The organism is Halomonas sp. MMSF_3323 (genome assembly GCF_030733595.1).
Classification (GTDB): domain Bacteria; phylum Pseudomonadota; class Gammaproteobacteria; order Pseudomonadales; family Halomonadaceae; genus Halomonas; species Halomonas litopenaei.
The window spans coordinates 65,790-83,564 of sequence record NZ_JASHIT010000018.1; the positions used below are offsets into that span (position 1 = coordinate 65,790).

Consider the following 17,775-nt stretch of genomic DNA (forward strand, 5'->3'; position numbering starts at 1 on the left):
GGAAACCTCCTGAAATCAGTGGGCGACACCGGCGGCGCCGTGTTCGTCGATCAGTGCGCCGCTGTGGAAGCGGTCGATCGAGAAGGGGGCGGCCAGCGGATGCATCTCGCCCTTGGCCAGGCTCGCCGCGAACACATGCCCGGAACCAGGGGTCGCCTTGAAGCCACCGGTGCCCCAGCCGCAGTTGAAGTAGAGCCCCTCGATCCGGGTCTTCGACATGATCGGACAGGCGTCCGGGCAGGTATCGACGATGCCGCCCCACTGCCGGTTCATGCGCACCCGCGAGAAGATCGGGAACATCTCGACGATGGCCTGCAGGGTGTGCTCGACGGTGGCGTAGCTGCCACGCTGGCCGTAGCCGTTGTAGCCGTCGATGCCCGCGCCGATGACAAGGTCACCCTTGTCGGACTGGCTGATATAGCCGTGCACGTGGTTGGACATCACCACGGTATCGAGCACCGGCTTGAGCGGCTCTGACACCAGCGCCTGCAGCGGGTGGCTCTCCAGCGGCAGGCGCAGCCCCGCAAGCGATGCCATCACCCCGGAGTTGCCGGCGGTCACGCAGCCCACGGTGCGAGCCTCGATATCGCCGCGATTGGTGTGCACCCCAAGGATGCGGCCGTCGCGGATCTTGAATCCGGTCACCTCGGTCTGCTGCAGGATGTCGACGCCGAGGGCATCGGCACCACGGGCGTAGCCCCAGGCCACGGCGTCGTGGCGGGCGACCCCGGCACGGGGCTGCCAGGAGGCCCCCATCACCGGGTAGCGCGCGTTCTTCGAGCAGTCGAGGATAGGCACGATCTCCTGCACGCCCCTGGCGTCGAGCACCTCGCCGTCGATGCCGTTGAGCCGGTTGGCGTTGACCCTGCGCTGGATGTCGCGCATGTCCTGCAGGGTATGGCCAAGATTGAGCACGCCGCGCTGGGAGAACATCACGTTGTAGTTGAGATCCCGGGACAGCCCTTCCCACAGCTTCATCGAGTGCTCATAGAGCGCGGCGGCCTCATCCCACAGATAGTTGGAGCGCACGATGGTGGTGTTGCGGGCGGTGTTGCCGCCGCCCAGCCAGCCCTTCTCGATCACCGCGACATTGCGCACGCCAAATTCCTTGGCCAGGTAGTAGGCGGTGGCCAGGCCATGGCCGCCACCACCGACGATGATCACGTCGTAGGCGGCCTTGGGGGTCGGGTTGCGCCACTGGCGCTGCCAGTTCTCGTGGTGACTCAGGGCGTGGCGGGCCAGCGCGAATCCGGAGTAGCGTTGCATAGGGTGTCCCTCAAAACTCTGGGCTAGAGCGTGTCTGAAAAGTGCCTGGGCGGTCGCACCGTGCGTCACGACCGCCGGGGGGGCATCATGCCGATCAGGCCGGCACGGCAGCGGCTTGCCGAGGGGCCGGATAGACCGGGTGGCGCGCGCATAGCTCGCCGACCCGCTGGCGTACGTCGGCCTCGATGGCGGCGGTGTCCTCGCCACGGGCCAGCACGTCCAGCACATCGCAGATCCAGCCGGCAAGCCGCTCGCACTCTTCGGCATCGAAGCCGCGGGTGGTCACCGCCGGGGTCCCGATGCGCAGGCCCGAGGTGACGAAGGGGCTCTGCGGGTCTCCCGGTACCGCGTTCTTGTTGACGGTGATGTGCGAGCGACCCAGGGCCGCGTCGGCGTCCTTGCCGGTGATCCCCTGGCGAATCAGCGAGACCAGAAACAGATGGTCTTCGGTGCCGCCGGAGACCACGTCGTAGCCGCGCTCGAGAAAGGTCCCGGCCATGGCCTTGGCATTGACGATGACCCGCTCCTGGTAGCGCACGAATTCCTGGTTCATGGCCTCGCGGAAGGCCACCGCCTTGGCCGCGATGACATGCATCAAGGGGCCGCCCTGCTGGCCGGGGAAGACCGCGCCGTTGAGCTTCTTGTACAGCGCCTCGTCACCGCTGGCGGACAGGATCAGGCCACCGCGCGGCCCGCGCAGGGTCTTGTGGGTGGTGGTGGTGACCACGTGGGCGTGGGGCAGCGGGCTTGGATAGAGCCCGGCCGCCACCAGACCGGCGACGTGGGCCATGTCCACCAGCAGCCAGGCGCCGACGCTGTCGGCGATGGCGCGAAAGCGGCGCCAGTCGACCACCTGGGAGTAGGCCGAGAAGCCGGCGACGATCAACTTGGGGCGATGCTCGTTGGCCAGTCGCTCGACCTCGGCGTAGTCGATCTGGCCGGTGGCCTCGTCCAGACCATACTGCACCGCGTGGTAGTGCTTGCCGGAGAAGTTCGGTGCCGCGCCATGGGTCAGGTGGCCGCCGTGAGCCAGACTCATGCCGAGCACGGTATCACCGGGGGACACCAGCGCCATGAAGGCGGCGGCATTGGCCTGGGCGCCGCTGTGGGGCTGCACGTTGGCGTAGTCGGCGCTGAACAGCGCGCAGGCCCGCTCGATGGCCAGACGCTCTACCACGTCGACGTGCTCGCATCCGCCATAGTAGCGCTTGCCGGGATAGCCCTCGGCGTACTTGTTGGTCAGCTGGGTGCCCTGGGCCTCCATCACCGCGGGACTTGCGTAGTTCTCGGAGGCGATCAGCTCCACATGATCCTGCTGACGAACGACCTCCTCGGCGATGGCCTCGGCGATCTGCGGATCGAACCGGGACAGTGACGAGCTGGACAGATGAGCGCTTGGCATGGGGTATCTCCGGTAATGGCGAGGCGCCTCTTCGCGGCCGCTTTCGCCTGATCGATGTTGTCGTTGTGATGGCTGACGAAGACGGGCAGTCCCCCGCCTCCAAGGTAAGCCGCTATCCCGGCGCCGACATTCTGGAAACGACATCGGCGTCGCCGTCAGGGACATCGACGCTGCCCGGACCGGCCCAGACGGGCCCAGACGGGCCCAGACAGACAGAGACCGGCCCAGACGAGCGCAGATGCCCGTCGGGATAAGGTCATTGAAGCCGAGCGGCTCCTTCAGAACTTGAACAAATGCGACAGCTTTGTTGGACGCAGGCATGAGCCGAGCGCCGTGGACGAGCGCTTGGATGACGTTGCCGGCGGCACGATCAGGGGAACTATCAGCGGCATTATCAGGAGCACTATCAGGGGCAATTGCGCCAGCGGGAGGCGCTCAGCGATGCCCCAGACGTGCACCGACATGCAGGAAGAAGGGATCGACGCCGGCCTCCTCGCGACCGACGGGATCGCGACGCAGACGTGAGGGCGACTGTCCGAAGGCGCTGCGGAAGTGGCGGGAAAAGTGGGCGGTGTCGGCGAAACCGCAGCGCTCGCCGATCTCGGTGACGCTATGGTCGGTGAAGTACAGAAGCCACAGACCGTAGCGCAGGCGCAGGTCACGGGCGAACTTCTGCGGGCCGACACCGAAGGCCTGGCGAAACTTGCGCTCGAGCCCCCGACGCGAGGCGCCGGCGCGCGTCGCCAGCTCATCCACCGACAGCGGCTCGCCCAGATGCTGCTCGAGAATCGCCACGGCACGACGCACGATGCGATCCTCGATGCGATCGAAGACCACCGGCTGGGGCTGGGAGTGGTCGCCGCTTCGGTGGCCGTCCAGCAGCATGATGTGCAGGCTCTTGCGTGCCCAGGCGCGTCCCAGGTGGCGCTCCACCAGATAGGCCGCCAGGTCCGCCGCCGCAGCACCACCGGCACAGGTCAAGCGGTCGCCATCGTCGACATAGAGGCGGTCGGCCACCGCGCTGACAGCGGGAAAACGCCGGGTCAGATCCAGGTGGTGGTACCAGCTGACGCAGCAGCGCCGCCCCTCCATCACACCGGCCTGGATCAGCGAGTAGACCCCGGTGCACACCCCCACCAACGGCACACCCAGCGCTGCCGCATGGCGCAGATAGTCGAGGGTGCCGCCATCTCGCTCGGGGCGATTTCGCTCGAGAGCCCGTCGTTCATGGCTCGCTCGCTCAGGGCTATCAGCTTCCTCGCCTTCCCCCAGCACCCCGCCGATCACCACCAGGTAGTCGAACTGGCGGGGATCACAGAAAGGCTGCCCATGACGCCCCCCTATCGGCTCGCAGGGCGAGATCACCGCACCACAGCTTGACGCAACCTCGGCGCCATCCTCTGACAGAAAGCGCCAGCGGCAACGTAGCTGACGACTGCGATCGCCCTCGTCGGACGCCAGCCGCAGGCAGTCGACGAAGGCAGCAAAGGGCAGCAGGGTAAAGCGCGACAGCAACACGAAGCCCACCGACAGCGCCGGCGTGAGCGGCTCGCCGCCAGAGACATCGGCGTGCCCTTGCTGTGCTGACGATGGTGCCGGCGATGGCCGTGATGGATGGAGCGGGTGCAGGGGCGAGGATGGCATAGCGTCCAAATACCAGCAAAAATCAGACTCCAGCCTAACCGAATTTCTCACGGCCCTCCTATTTATCAACGCCATACGGAGTCACCTGCACCGGACGGTTACACCTCTGCCGCGTTGGGTGCTTGCGCCCCGCCTCCGCCGGGAGCCACCGCCGCTACCAGTCCACCGTGACGTTACCCCTGGGTCGACTGCAGCAAGACAGGATGAAGCCCTCGGCCACGTCCTCGTCGGTGATGCCACCGTTGTGTTCCATGTCCACCTCGCCGGCGACCAGTGGCACCCGGCAGGTGCCGCAAATGCCCATGCCGCAGGCCTTGGGAATATGCAGTCCGAGCTTTGAGGCCGCGGCGTGCACGGTCTCGCCCGGCTGGATGCGTACGCTCTTGCCCGCCGAGGCGAATTCGACACAGTGCATGTCGGCCGCCACGAGCTCCTCGGCCTCCGCCTCGGCCTGCTCCGCCAGCTCGTGGACGTCTTCCTGGACGTCGACCGGCGTGGCACCGAAGGATTCCTCGTGGTAGCGACTCATGTCGAAGCCACGCTGGGTCAACAGACGCCTGACCGCCGACATGAAGGGCGTGGGCCCGCAGCAGAAGACCTCTCGATCCAGAAAATCAGGCGCCATCAGCTCCAGCATGGGCTCCGACAGGAAGCCGCGGAAACCCGCCCAGGCCTGGTTCAACTCACTATCCCGCTCACACACGATATGCAGCTTGAATTCCGGAATGCGCGAGAAGATATGCTCCAGCTCACGGTGAAAGATGATGTCCCTGGGAGTCCTGGCGCAGTGGATAAAGGCCAGGTCCACCGCCGCATTGGTATCGAAGAACCAGCGGGTCATCGACATCAGCGGCGTGATGCCGACACCGCCGGAGAGCATCAGCACCTTGTCGGCGGTGTAGTCGATGCAGTTGAAGTCCCCCACCGGACCGTGCACCGCCAGTTCGTGGCCCACGTCCATCTGGTCATGCAGCCAGTTGGAGACGCGCCCCCCCGGCACCCGCTTGACGGTGATCGAGAAGCTGTAGGGGATGGAAGGTGAACTGGCGATGGTATAGGAGCGGAAGACGCACTCACCGTCGATCTCGAGCTCCAGAGTGACGAACTGCCCCGGCTTGAAGAAGAACATCACCGGCTGCTCGGCCATGAAGCAGAAGGTTCGGACGTCCCAGGTCTCCTGGATGACCTTGACGCAGCGCACTACGTGGCGGCCATTGGCCCACGTCTGGGTGGTCACCGGATTGAGAAAATTCGTCACCATGGCGGTTTCGCTCGCAGACAGTCGGCGGGTCACCCAGGCCCCGAACCTCGTTCGAGGCCTGGTCATTGAGCGCATTCTGCCCCTCGCGCCTCGCGCGCCACTTGTCTGATCGCGACATCAGCATACTCGAATCCTCCGGCCACGCTCGCTGCAGCGACAAAGAGGTCGCAACGGCATCATCTGGTGTCGCCGCCAGATACCCAGGGTCATCCCCCTTGCCCCAGACTGCGCAGCATGACAACCGCGACGCACGCCAGCTGATAGCGCCGCTAATGCTTTCCCCTGATCCATAGCGGCGCCCCTTGCCATGGGCCACCGCGCCCATCGACACCGCATCTATCGCATCACGAGGAGTGCACCATGGAGCCCATCGCCCATCTCAATCTGGAGGATCCCCTGGGGGATGCCCGTCGTTTCGCCCTGGAGACGATGTCACACCACCCCTACGGCTTCTCGTTGCCGCAGCCGTTCTACAACGATGAACGACTGTTCCAGCTCGACATGCAGACCATCTTCGAGCGCGAGTGGATCTTCGCCGGAATGAGCTGCGAGATTCCCGCCAAGGGCAACTTCATCACCCTCGACATCGGCCATAATCCGGTGGTCATCGTGCGCGGCGATGGCGACGCCATTCACGCCTTCCACAACACCTGCCGCCATCGCGGATCTCGCCTGTGCTCCACCGAGAAGGGCAAGCTGGCCAAGCTGGTGTGCCCCTACCATCAGTGGACCTACGAGCTGGACGGACGTCTGTTATTCGCCGGCACCGAGATGGGCGAGGACTTTCGACTCGAGGACTACGGACTCGCCCCGGTCGCGCTGACCGAGGCCGGCGGCTACCTGTTCGTCAGCCTCGCCGAGAATCCGCCGGACGTGAGCGACCTCAAGGCCATCTTCGACAGCTACCTGAGCTTCTACGACATGACCAACCTCAAGGTGGCCGTGACCACCACCATCGAGGAGCAGGCCAACTGGAAGCTGGTGCTCGAGAACAACCGCGAGTGCTACCACTGCAACGGCTCTCACCCGGAGCTGATCAAGTCGCTCTACGAGTTTGACGACACCGAGGACCCCCGTGCCACGCCGGAATACCGGAGCCTGGTGGCGCGCAAGCAGCAGGAATGGGACGGCCTCGGCATCCCCTGGAAGATGAGCTGGGCGGGAGGCAAGCGCAATCGTCTGACCCGCACCCCGCTGGTCGAGGGCACCGTGTCCATGACCATGGACGGCAGGGCCGCCTGTCGCCGGCCGCTGACCCATCAGGGCATCGAGGACATGGGCTCCCTGCGCATCCTGCATCTACCCAATAGCTGGAATCACTTTGTCGGCGACCACGCCGCGGTGTTCCGGGTGCTGCCGCTGGGTCCCCAGCGCACCCAGGTCACCACCAAATGGCTGGTCCACAAGGATGCGGTGGAGGGTGTCGACTACGACGTCGAGAACCTGAGCCGGGTGTGGGACGCCACCAACGCCCAAGACCGAAGGCTTGCCGAAGAGAACCAGCGAGGCATCAACTCCCTGGCCTATCGCCCCGGCCCCTACTCCCCCACCTACGAATACGGGGTGATCGACTTTATCGACTGGTACCGCACCACCTTGGCAGCCAACCTGGGCAGCAGCCCGGCGCTGAGCCTGGCCAGCGGCTAGGGCTTGTCTGAAAAGTGCCTGCGCTCGTCGACATTGCGGTCCCCTGGGTGTCTCTCTGTCACGGCCTGGTGTCTCGACCTGCTGACATAGCCCGCTGACATAGCCTGTTGACATAGCCTGCTGAAACAGCCTGCCGTCATCGCTTGCCCTGAAGCCAGCCCTGGTGTCGTCTTCAAGACGACACCAGGGCGGATTTCAGGACTCCGCGGTCGCTCAGCGTCGGCGCGCTTCCGCCCCAATCAAGTCCTGCCGATCCATCGGGACCTCCTGCTGCGGCGCCAGATGGGGGCGACGCAGCAGGCCGGCAAGCTCCCGGAAAGGCACCGGTCGAGAGAACAGATAGCCCTGGAAGGTGGTGCAGCCCAGGTCCTTCAGGGCGGCACATTGATGCGGTGTCTCGACCCCTTCTGCCAGCGCCTCGAGGCCCAACTCCTGGGCCAGGGTGATCACGCTGCGACAGACCGCGATATCTCGTTCACTGTCCAGGCACTGGGCGACAAAACCACGATCGATCTTGATCTTGTCGATGGGCAGGGACTTGAGGTAATCGAAGCTCGAGTATCCCTTTCCGAAGTCATCGATCGCCGTGGTGACCCCGCGGGCCGCCAGGGCCCCCAGTGTACGAGCCACGCGTTCCTGGTCATCCAGCAACATGCCTTCGGTGATTTCCAGCTCCAGACACTCGGCATGCAGGTGGGTCTGATCCAGCGTCTGGCACACGCTCGATAGAAAATCCATGCGATGAAATTCCAGCGGTGACAGGTTCACCGCCACCCGCCCCGGCTTGAGTCCACTTCGCCACAGGCGCTTGGCGTCGTAGCAGGCCCTGCGCATCACCCAGCGCCCCAGATCGATGATCTGGCCGGTTTCTTCGGCCAGTGGAATGAACTCCGACGGTGAGACCCAGCCGAATTCGGGATGGGACCAGCGTATCAATGCCTCCAGACCGGTGATCCTGCCCTCGCCATCCACCTGGGGCTGATAGAACAACTGCAGACGCTGCTGTTCCATGGCAATACGCAGCGCGTTGCGCAGGGTCACATGACGCCCGGGGACACCGTCGAGGGTGCGTGTGAACAACTGATACTGGTTTCGCCCGCGTTGCTTGGCCTGGTACATGGCCAGATCGGCCTGCTGGATCAGCCGTTGTGGCGACAGGGTGGTCCCGGTGTCCAGCAAGGCGATCCCGATACTCGCGGATATCTGCAGCTGGAAGCCGTCGACGCGGCAGGGTTCACGCAACTGGTTCAGCAGGCGCTCGGCCACCGCGATGGCCTTGTCCTTGCCACCGATATCCACCAGCACCAGCACGAATTCGTCCCCGCCCAGACGCGCCAGGGTATCCGAGCGTCGCTGCCCTCGGCTCAGGCGTTTGGCGACCTGTATCAGCACGCGATCACCGACCTCATGCCCCAGGCTATCGTTGATCGGCTTGAACGCATCCAGATCGATGAACAGCACCGCCAGCCCCTGCCGATGACGTGTCGCCAGGGCTACGTCGTGCTCCAGTCGGTCGGCCAGCAGGGTGCGATTGGGCAGACCAGTCAGGGCGTCGTGGGTGGCCTGGTGGGCCAGCATCTCTTCCTGAACCTTGCGCTGACTGACGTCATCGACGATGCCGATGTAGTGACTTACCCCTTCGCGGAGCGCATGCACCGGCGAGAGCGTCAGGTCGTACCAGCGACCGCCTCCTCCTCCCTGGCTGGCCAGCGCAGTGACCGAGCCCGGCTGCTGGGTCTTCATCCAGTGACAGATCTCGGCTTCGGTCACCGGGTCCAGACACATGGTCCTGGCAAGCTCACTCGCCAGCAGTCCGGTCACCGAGGATGCCGAAGCATCCAGCATGCGGCACAGAGCAGCGTTGGCATACATCACGGGGCAGCCCCTGGACTGGGCGTCGAAGATCACGACCCCATTGCTGCTCTCCCTGAGACAGTGCTCCATGATCGACAGCCTGGCTTGCTCCTGCTGACGCAGACTGATGTCGGCGAAACTGGCGAAAAGGCCCACACAGGCCGCCCCCACCCGGACCTGCTGCAGGCGTATCCTGAAGGTAGAATCCGCGATCGAGCACTCGAACACCACGGACCGCTGTCGCCCGGTCATGACATTGTCGAAGTGCTTCATCAATTCATCGGGCGCATCACCGCATCCCAGCAGTCGACTGGCTACCTCGGTGAAGGGTCGAGCGATAGCCTCCCCTGCGCTGTCACCCAGAGCTTCCGTGGCAGAGTCGTTGAGCGCACCGATCAGGCCCGAACGTCGAACCTGCAGCATCGGCACGGGGTGTAGTCCGAACAGGGAATGAAACTCCTGTTCACGCGTCGCCAGCGAAATCGCCTGCTCTCTACGCAATCGCGCCAGCGCAATCCAGGTCATCAGTTGATAGGTGACAAAAAGGCCCAACGCCAGCAACAGCGCCGGCAATAGCACCCACTTGAGCGACAGCGGCTTCGATGCCTGAACCCGCAGCAGCGTGCCGCCAGCCAGGGCAATATCGTCTCGCATTACGCCGGCCAGCCTGCCGCGCTCGACCCAGACCTCGCGGGCACCATGATCCAACGCCTCTGCCGGGCGGAGCCCCAACAGCGACAGGTTCGCCGTCAGTCCTTCACTCATATGCTCAAGCCACAGCGTCGTGTCGACCAGTACGACCAGCCGGGGGCCCGCAGCACCGAAGCTGTTGACCTCCAGCAGCGCCGCGCCTTTGCCCGGAATCCACCAGCGCATGGCCTCGTTCTGACGCTGTTCGAGCCAACTTCGAACCTCGTGCAACGCCAGCATTTCTTCGAGTCGAGACGTCGCCCCACCACCGTCAGCGGGGTTCCAGCGCAATGCGCCCCTGTCCTGCCACCAGACGTAGGCAAGCACCTCTCCCCGGGCTGCGGGACCGGTGGGTTCCGGCGACCCTCCTGCCTGGGTCAGTGGAAGGCTCCATTCGCTCCAGCCCAGGCGGTAGCGTTCTTCCCAATTGGCGATGCGCTCACTCAAGGTATCCAGCTGCGTGCTCAGATCCTGTTTCAGATCGAGCGAATAGAGGTGGTAGCCCCCAAAGCCCACCAGCATGCTGAGACTGGTGCCGATAAGCCCGACCTTGATCACCCTGGGCGCCAGCCGTAGCAAGTTCAAGCTGCGCTGGCGGGCGAACAGCCAGAAGATGACGCCATAGGTAAACACCATGACGGTGCCAAGCGGCCGGGACTCGAACAGTATAAGGCGCCAACGAGGGGCATCCTCCGTCGTCCAAAGGATCGAAAATCCCAGCGCACCAGCCACCATGCACACGATTCCCAGGGCCGCGTAGCGCCTGCGCCCGACGCCTCGACCGTGCCACAGACAGAAGGCGAACAGCAGCATCAGCAGCAACGACATTGCCGGCAGCGCCTCGAGGCTCACCTGACGATTGACTTGATCAAGCAGCCATAGCCCTTGTCCCAGGCTGTACCCCAGCAGCGCCAACGAGGCCAGCCGCCTGACACGATCACAGCCGATAACCAGCGCCAGAATACCGAGCGTCGCCAGCAACGACGCCACCGCGCCCCAACGGCTGAAAGTCAGAAGATCGAACAGGAACAATGAGGACGAGGAGGAGGCGAACAGGGTATGCAGGGCCATCAGGGCCCCGAAGGTCAGCACCACCAGCAGCAGTGGCGGAAAGCCCAGACTCCGCTCTTCCTCGGACTTCCAGTCACTCATCGGCCGGCCTCAGTGGTGAAGGAGCGTCCAGATGGGCGGCGCAAGCCTCCTGGGCGAACGCCTTAGATCAGCCCGCCTCAGGGGAAAGCTGCACAGATTTGTCTCCCTGCTAATTATCCTGCACAAAATGTCGCTACGACTCTCAGTAACTAATTCGTAATTTAATGTAAGAAAAAAGCCACAAGCTAAGCGCCGTGGCTTCACATTCTTATGGCAGGCAAGCCCTGACGGCTGGCTTTGTGGCAACCACCACCCTACCTGCAGACACACCCGCAGGCCCGATGCCCCCTGCGACATGATGACGGACAACATCGAGGCACAAGCTCGCAAGCAACAGCTCGCAAGCCACCGCTCGCCACCCGCGAGAAAGATCAGCCTGTGGGTTTCAATGAGCGCCGTCGCCGGACGACAGCTCCAGACCCAGGAAAAGCTCCACCAGGCCGGTGAAGCAATGGGGAGAAATACCGGTAATCTCGTGGATGCGATCCAGTCGATAGCGCAGAGTGTTGCGATGGACATGCAGGGCATCGGCGCAGCGACTCAGGTTGCCCTCGTGCTCGATCAGCATTGCCAGGGTCTTGAGCAGACGCCCATGGCTGTCGGCGCCACGGATGCGCTCGACCGCCTCGCGCAACTGCTCGCCTTGCCAGCCATCGTTCAGTGGCGACAGCAGCACCGGAAGGCGCAGCTCTTCGTAGTGATAGGTCATTCGCTCGGGAAACTGGCGCTTGCCGATCGCCAGTACCTGCCGGGCGCTCCCGTAGGACAGGTGGAGGTGGCCGGGTGCATCGAAGGCACGCCCGACGGCGACCTTGACCCCGTGAATATCGTGGCGTGCCAGTCGCGCCAGCAGGGCTTCGATAGCCCCGTCGGGGCCTGGGTGTGCGCCCTGCTTGTGCTGTCCAGCCTGATCCGTCAAAGGCTGGAGCACCAGAACGCGATGGGGTGAGACCTGGGTGACCAGACTGTCACGGGCCAGAAGCTCCATCAGTCGCTGCATGGCATCCAGATCTGCGCTGGGCGATCCTCTGTCCAGCTCGATCAGTACCGCCAGTCGCTGACAGGCGACGTCGATCCCCAGTCGCTCGGCCCAGTCATGAAGTTGCTCGGAAGAAAGCTCAGCGTTGACCCATGACAGGATAAAACCTTCCCGGTGGCGCTTGGCCCACTCAAGCTGACTCAGCATGTCGGCCTGTTCGACCAGCATCTCGGCGGTCACCTTGACCAGCCGCGCCGCCTGACGTACCTGCGATGGCGGACCGGTGATACCGAGCACTCCCACGGTCTCGCCGGCGCACTGAAGCAGCAGATTGATGCCCGGTCGCGCCCCCTTGAAGGCATCGACGTCATGCTCGGATATCTCGAGTCCATTGCCACGCTGAAGCGCCAGCACCGCGCCATCGTGCAGGGTACCCAGACGCGAGTGATCACCGCTGGCGATGATCACCCCGCGCGCGTCCATCACGTTGATGTTGGCGTCGAGAATATCCTGGGTCTTGTCGATGATCTGCTGTGCGAGCTCAGCGCTCAGAATCATGGGGCCACCTGCCGCCGCTGGCGAAGAAACGCCATCTTCGCCTTGCGACTGAGCGGCTGCAAGCCGGCGGTCTAGCCTGCGCCCCAGGCTGAGCCATAGACGGCACCACAGTCGGCGCCCTAGGCTAGGCGCCCTAGGCTGAGCCCTTCCCTGCAGCCCTGGATTCGCCGTTATCATCGAGCCCCAGCAGGTGGGCCTGGATGGCCTGATGGACCGACGGCAACAGCACCTCCTGCTTGTCCATCAATTCGCGCACCAGCGCCGCAAGGCCGGGCAGGCCGACCTCACGTGCCTTGAGCCGGGCCATCCTGGCGCAGGTCTCGGGGCAGGCATCCTCGGGCAGGCGCACTCCCAGCGCCAACAGCCGATCACGAAAGTCACGACCGTCGATCAGCTCGGCAATCATCATGGTGGGTGACTCCTTGTTGCTGTGTCTAACGTTCAGATTAGGGCTTGTCTGAAAAGTGCCTGCGCTCGGTAATACGGCGTTAAAAATCGGATCAAAATGCTCATTTACACCCCGTAAACTGCGCTTTCTCACCGATTTTTGCCTTGTCTAACCTTCGCTCGTCGACTTTTCGGACATCGCCTAGGTGACCTGGGCCGGCTCGGCGCGACTCAAGCGACAGGCGGCATACTTGAACTCCGGAATCTTGCCGTAGGGGTCCAGCGCCGAATTGGTCAGCAGATTCACCGCCGCCTCCACATAGCAGAAGGGTACGAACACCATGCCGTCGGGCATGCCGTCGTCGAGCCGCGCCACCAGGGTGATGGCGCCACGCCGGGTGGTGATGGTCACCCGCTCTCCCGGGTGCACACCCAGCCGGGTGAGCTCCCCCGCCGACAGGCTGGCCACCGCCTCGGGCTCCAGGTCGTCGAGTACCTGGGCCCGGCGGGTCATCGAACCGGTGTGCCAATGCTCAAGCTGGCGTCCGGTGGACAGCACCGTCGGGTAGTCACGGTCGATGGGTTCATCGGGCGGCAGCGGCAGCGCCGGCGAGAAGCGCGCCTTGCCGCTCGCCGTGGGGAAGGCCTCGGAGAACACCACGTCTTCGCCCGGCGCCCCTTCCGCCAGGCAGGGATAGGTGACCGCGCCTTCGCGCTCGAGTCGCTCCCAGTCGATATGGTTCAGCGAGGCCATCCCCTTCTGCATCTCGGCGTAGACCTCGCGCGGGTGGCCATAGTCCCAGTCGAGGCCGAAGCGCCGCGCCATCTCCTGGATGATCCACCAGTCCGGCCGCGCATCACCGGGCAGCGGCAGCGCCTGGCGCCCTAGCTGCACCTGACGGTTGGTGTTGGTCACGGTACCGTCCTTTTCCGGCCAGCTCGAGGCCGGCAGGATGACGTCGGCGAACTGCGCCGTCTCGGTGACGAACAGGTCCTGCACCACCAGATGTTCGAGGCTTGCCAGCGCACCACGGGCGTGGGTCAGGTCCGGGTCCGACATGGCCGGGTTCTCGCCCAGAATGTACATGCCGCGGATGGTGCCGGCGTGGATGGCGTCCATGATCTCGACCACGGTGAGGCCCGGCTCGGGATCCAGGGCGTCGCCGCTGCCGTCGCTGCTTGTGCCGGCGTTGCCCCACAGCTCCTCGAAGGAGGCCCGCACCTGGGCGTCGGACACCGGCTGGTAGTCCGGCAGCACCATCGGGATCAGGCCGGCGTCGGAGGCTCCCTGGACATTGTTCTGGCCACGCAGCGGATGCAGGCCGGTGCCGGGGCGCCCGGTGTGACCACAGGCCAGCGCCAGCGAGATCAGGCAACGGGCGTTGTCGGTGCCGTGGGTATGCTGGGAGATCCCCATGCCCCAGAAGATCATCGCCCGTTCGGCGTTGGCGTATTCCCGCGCCGCCGCGCGGATCTCGTCGGCGGGCACGCCACAGGCCGCGGCCACCGACTCCGGCGTCTGATCGCGCACCGCTGCCTTGAGCCGCTCGAAGCCCTCGGTGTGCTCACGGATATAGGCCTCATCGAAGAGCTGCTCGTCGATGATGACGTTCAGCATGGCGTTGAACAGCGAGACGTCGGCCCCCGGGGTGAAGCGCAGTACCCGATGGGCATAGGCGCCCATGGCCTGGCCCCGTGGATCGATGATGATGAACCGGGTGCCACCCTTGGCCGCCTGCTTGAAGAAGGTCGCCGCCACCGGATGATTGACCGCCGGATTGCAGCCGGTGAGGATCACCACGTCGGCGTTCAGCGCCTGCATGAAGGAGGCGGTCACCGCACCGGAGCCGATGCATTCCATCAGCGCCGCCACCGAGCTTGCGTGACACAGCCGGGTGCAGTGGTCGACGTTGTTGGAGCCGAAGCCGGTGCGTACCAGCTTCTCGAACAGCCAGGCCTCCTCGTTGGAGCACTTGGCACTGCCGAAGCCTGCCAGCGCCCTGGGACCGTGGTCGGCCTTGAGCCGGGTCAGGCCCCCGGCGGCCAGCGCCAGCGCCTCGTCCCAGTCGGCCTCGCGAAAATGGGTCAGTGGCCGGGCGGGATCGAAGCCCTCGTCCATGCCCTTGGGCACGCCCTCGCGCCGCACCAGCGGTCGGGTCAGCCGTGACGGGTGGCGGCCGTAGTCGAAGCCGAAGCGTCCCTTGACGCACAGCCGTCCCTGGTTGGCCGGGCCGTCGCGGCCTTCCACGTAGAGGATGGCGTCATCCTTGACGTGGTAGGTCAACTGGCAGCCGACGCCGCAGTAGGGACACACCGAGTCCACCTTGCGCTCGGCGCTGTCGCTGTTACCACGGCCCTGGGCATCGATCAGGCTGGTCGGCGACAGGGCGCCGGTGGGACAGGCCTGGACGCACTCGCCGCAACCCACGCAGCTGCCCTGGCCCATGGCGTCATCGAGGTCGAACACCACCTTGCTGGCGGCGCCGCGATGGGCCATGCCGATGACGTCATTGACCTGCACCTCACGACAGGCGCGCACGCACAGGGTGCAGTGGATACAGGCGTCCAGATTGACCGTCATCGCCGGATGGCTGGTGTCGTGGCCTGCTGTCGCGGAAGCATGGCTCCTCCCGCTCGCATCATCTGCGATCGGCGGGCACTGGCCGGGAAGGCGAGCGCCGGGCGCATGACGCACGACGTCGGGCCTGCGCCTGGGGTAGCGTGCGCGGGCGCGGGTGGCGTCCACCGCCAGGTGATCGGCCATCTGCCACAGCTGGCTTGCACGGTCCGGGCTATCGTCGCGCGGCGGCTGATCGCTGAGCAGCAGCTCCAGCACGCCCTCGCGGGCGACCCGGGCGCGCTCGGACGACTGGCTTCTGACCACCATCTCGGGGCGCGCCTCCCTCAGGCAGCTGGCGGCGAGCACCCGCTCGCCCTCGATCTCCACCATGCAGGCGCGGCAGTTGCCGTCGGCGCGGTAGCCGCTGGCGTCCTTGAAGCACAGGTGCGGTATGGTCTCCCCGGCACGCTTGGCCACCTGCCACAGGGTCTCGCCGGGCCAGGCGCTCACCTCGACACCATCCAGCGTCAGCGTGAAGGACTCGAGCGTCGAATCTTCAGCGACGTGGGAGACAAAAGCGTTCCGGGATCCGGTCATCAGCATGCTCCCTCGGCGGTATCGGTGACGATGATGTCGTGGCGCCCCAGGTCATCGCGGAAGTGGCGCAGCAGACTCAGCACCGGATTCGGCGCCGCCTGCCCCAGGCCACAGATCGAGGCGTCCTGCATCACCCGGGACAGTCGCTCCAGGTCCTCCACCACCCATTGATCGCGCTCGAGCAGGCTCAGCATCTTCTCGCTACCGACCCGACAGGGGGTGCACTGACCGCAGGATTCATCGGCGAAGAAGGCCAGCAGGTTGGTGGCCACCGCGCGCAGGTCGTCCTGGTCGGACAGCACGATCACCGCCGCCGAGCCGATAAAGCAGCCCTCGGCCTGGAGGGTGTCGAAGTCCAGTGCGATATCCGCCTTGGCAGCGGGCAGGATACCGCCGGAGGCGCCCCCCGGTAGATAGCCGGCCAGCTGATGGCCAGGCGCCATGCCGCCGCCGTACTCGTCGACCAGTTCGCGCAGGCTGATGCCGGCGGGTGCCAGATAGACACCAGGCCGTCGCACCCGCCCGGACAGCGAAAAACTGCGCAGGCCGCTGCGCTCGCGTCGGCCCTGACCGGCGTACATGGCCACCCCCTCGCGCCACAGCACCGGTATCCAGTACAGGGTCTCGACGTTGTTGACCAGCGTAGGCCGGCCGAACAGGCCCTTGTGGGCGACCAGCGGCGGACGATGCCTGGGCTTGCCGGGCTTGCCCTCCAGCGACTCGATCATCGCCGACTCTTCGCCGCAGATGTAGGCCCCGGCGCCACGCCTGAGGATAAGCTGGCCCGGCTGCGCGATACCGGCGTCTTCGAGCTCCTCGATGGCCTCGATCAGTACCCGGTGGACGCCGGGATACTCGTCGCGCAGGTAGATATAGACGCCTTCTGCCTCGACCGCCCAGCAGGCCACCAGGGCGCCTTCCAGCATCTGATGGGGGGCGCGCTCCAGGTAGTAGCGATCCTTGAAGGTCCCCGGTTCACCTTCGTCGGCGTTGACCGCGCACCAGCGAGGACCGGGCTCGGCGCGAACGCTCTGCCACTTGCGATGGGTCGGGAAACCCGCGCCGCCAAGCCCCCGCAGGCCCGCGCGCTCGAGCATCGAGGTCAACTCATCGGCCGTCACCTGGCCTTCCCGGCAGCCGCGCAGCAGCTCGTAGCCGCCCTCTCGGCGATATTCATCGAGGCGCTGCCACAGCACCGCCTCTGGATGGGTCTTGCCGGTTTCCACCAGCACCTCCACCGCCTGCGGGGTGGCGTGGCCCAGGTGGTGGTGCCCCACCTCGACCACCGGCGCCAGGTCGCAGCGGCCCATGCAGGGGGCACGGGTGACGCGCACCTGCTCGGGGTCGAGGCCGTCGCTCAGCGCCTCGGCCAGACGCTCGGCCCCGGCAAGCTCACAGGACAGCGAGTCGCACACGCGCACCGTCAGTGCGGGTGGCGGCGCCTCGCCGTCATGCACCACATCGAAGTGAGCGTAAAAGGTCGCCGTCTCGTAGACCGCCGCCATGGGCAGCGTCATGTAGCTCGCAAGCGCCCTCAGCCAGTCAAGCGCCAGATGACCATTGGCGTCCTGGATAGCGTGCAGGTGCTCGATCAAGAGATCGCGCCGCCGCAGCTCGGGGTGCTTGCGTTCATCGTCCAGCAACCGACGCAATGCCTCGAGGAGGTCGGGGTCGGTCTGGCGCCCCTTGAGGGTCGCCCGGGTACGCCGGGATCGGCTGGCGTCGGAAGTCACGGTGGTATCGGGTTCGACGGTCATTGCTTGACTCTAGTTATGTCC

10 protein-coding genes are annotated in these 17,775 nt (G+C 65.3%); 1 reads left to right on the forward strand and 9 read right to left on the reverse strand.

The genetic code is table 11. The features are described 5' to 3' along the window. Positions 1-15: 15 nt before the first annotated feature. The 4 genes from RBB39_RS11015 to RBB39_RS11030 all read right to left on the reverse strand — a co-directional run bounded on the left by RBB39_RS11015 (position 16) and on the right by RBB39_RS11030 (position 5,573). Positions 16-1,266 (reverse strand): sarcosine oxidase subunit beta family protein, encoded by a 1,251-nt coding sequence (locus tag RBB39_RS11015; RefSeq protein WP_045991001.1) that lies wholly within the window; start codon positions 1,264-1,266, stop codon positions 16-18. A 94-nt stretch (positions 1,267-1,360) separates the two neighbouring features. Further along, complete coding sequence (gene glyA / locus RBB39_RS11020) at positions 1,361-2,668, reverse strand: serine hydroxymethyltransferase (RefSeq protein ID WP_157032934.1); 1,308 nt, start codon at positions 2,666-2,668, stop codon at positions 1,361-1,363. Positions 2,669-3,103: 435 nt separating this feature from the next. Then, on the reverse strand, positions 3,104-4,312 hold the full coding sequence (locus RBB39_RS11025) for a GlxA family transcriptional regulator (RefSeq protein ID WP_083970171.1): 1,209 nt from the start codon (positions 4,310-4,312) through the stop codon (positions 3,104-3,106). Between the two features lie 154 nt (positions 4,313-4,466). Further along, positions 4,467-5,573 carry a hybrid-cluster NAD(P)-dependent oxidoreductase gene (locus RBB39_RS11030; protein WP_045990999.1) on the reverse strand — a complete coding sequence of 369 codons (1,107 nt, stop codon included), beginning with the start codon at positions 5,571-5,573 and terminating at the stop codon, positions 4,467-4,469. Positions 5,574-5,933: 360 nt separating this feature from the next. Here RBB39_RS11030 and RBB39_RS11035 point away from each other — a divergent pair, with 360 nt between their 5' ends. Then, positions 5,934-7,220, forward strand: coding sequence for an aromatic ring-hydroxylating dioxygenase subunit alpha (locus RBB39_RS11035; protein WP_045990998.1), 1,287 nt, complete (start codon positions 5,934-5,936; stop codon positions 7,218-7,220). 213 nt (positions 7,221-7,433) lie between these two features. Here the strand turns inward: RBB39_RS11035 and RBB39_RS11040 are convergent, their stop codons facing one another. The 5 genes from RBB39_RS11040 to RBB39_RS11060 form a co-directional block, all read right to left on the reverse strand. Beyond that, positions 7,434-10,916, reverse strand: a complete 3,483-nt coding sequence (locus RBB39_RS11040) for a bifunctional diguanylate cyclase/phosphodiesterase (RefSeq protein ID WP_306169092.1) — start codon at positions 10,914-10,916, stop codon at positions 7,434-7,436. A 385-nt stretch (positions 10,917-11,301) separates the two neighbouring features. Then, positions 11,302-12,453: a sugar diacid recognition domain-containing protein gene (locus RBB39_RS11045; protein WP_052704193.1), complete on the reverse strand. Its 1,152-nt coding sequence runs from the start codon at positions 12,451-12,453 to the stop codon at positions 11,302-11,304. A 133-nt stretch (positions 12,454-12,586) separates the two neighbouring features. Beyond that, entirely contained in the window at positions 12,587-12,862 is a 276-nt protein-coding gene (locus RBB39_RS11050; RefSeq protein ID WP_045990997.1) for a hypothetical protein, read from the reverse strand. A 180-nt stretch (positions 12,863-13,042) separates the two neighbouring features. Further along, positions 13,043-15,997, reverse strand: a complete 2,955-nt coding sequence (gene fdhF / locus RBB39_RS11055) for a formate dehydrogenase subunit alpha (RefSeq protein WP_045994974.1) — start codon at positions 15,995-15,997, stop codon at positions 13,043-13,045. After that, the gene (locus RBB39_RS11060; protein WP_204249008.1) at positions 15,997-17,754 is read right to left on the reverse strand and encodes an NADH-ubiquinone oxidoreductase-F iron-sulfur binding region domain-containing protein; all 1,758 of its coding nucleotides are present in this window, start codon (positions 17,752-17,754) and stop codon (positions 15,997-15,999) included. The genes fdhF and RBB39_RS11060 overlap by 1 nt, the downstream gene beginning before the upstream one ends. Positions 17,755-17,775 lie beyond the last annotated feature (21 nt).

Bases quoted from the DNA above. Each gene is read 5' to 3' on its own strand.
- glyA (WP_157032934.1), bottom strand. From the start codon at position 2,668: ATGCCAAGCGCTCATCTGTCCAGCTCGTCACTGTCCCGGTTCGATCCG.
- RBB39_RS11060 (WP_204249008.1), bottom strand. From the start codon at position 17,754: ATGACCGTCGAACCCGATACCACCGTGACTTCCGACGCCAGCCGATCC.
- RBB39_RS11035 (WP_045990998.1), top strand. From the start codon at position 5,934: ATGGAGCCCATCGCCCATCTCAATCTGGAGGATCCCCTGGGGGATGCC.
- RBB39_RS11015 (WP_045991001.1), bottom strand. From the start codon at position 1,266: ATGCAACGCTACTCCGGATTCGCGCTGGCCCGCCACGCCCTGAGTCAC.
- RBB39_RS11040 (WP_306169092.1), bottom strand. From the start codon at position 10,916: ATGAGTGACTGGAAGTCCGAGGAAGAGCGGAGTCTGGGCTTTCCGCCA.
- RBB39_RS11045 (WP_052704193.1), bottom strand. From the start codon at position 12,453: ATGATTCTGAGCGCTGAGCTCGCACAGCAGATCATCGACAAGACCCAG.
- RBB39_RS11050 (WP_045990997.1), bottom strand. From the start codon at position 12,862: ATGATGATTGCCGAGCTGATCGACGGTCGTGACTTTCGTGATCGGCTG.
- RBB39_RS11025 (WP_083970171.1), bottom strand. From the start codon at position 4,312: ATGCCATCCTCGCCCCTGCACCCGCTCCATCCATCACGGCCATCGCCG.
- fdhF (WP_045994974.1), bottom strand. From the start codon at position 15,997: ATGACCGGATCCCGGAACGCTTTTGTCTCCCACGTCGCTGAAGATTCG.
- RBB39_RS11030 (WP_045990999.1), bottom strand. From the start codon at position 5,573: ATGGTGACGAATTTTCTCAATCCGGTGACCACCCAGACGTGGGCCAAT.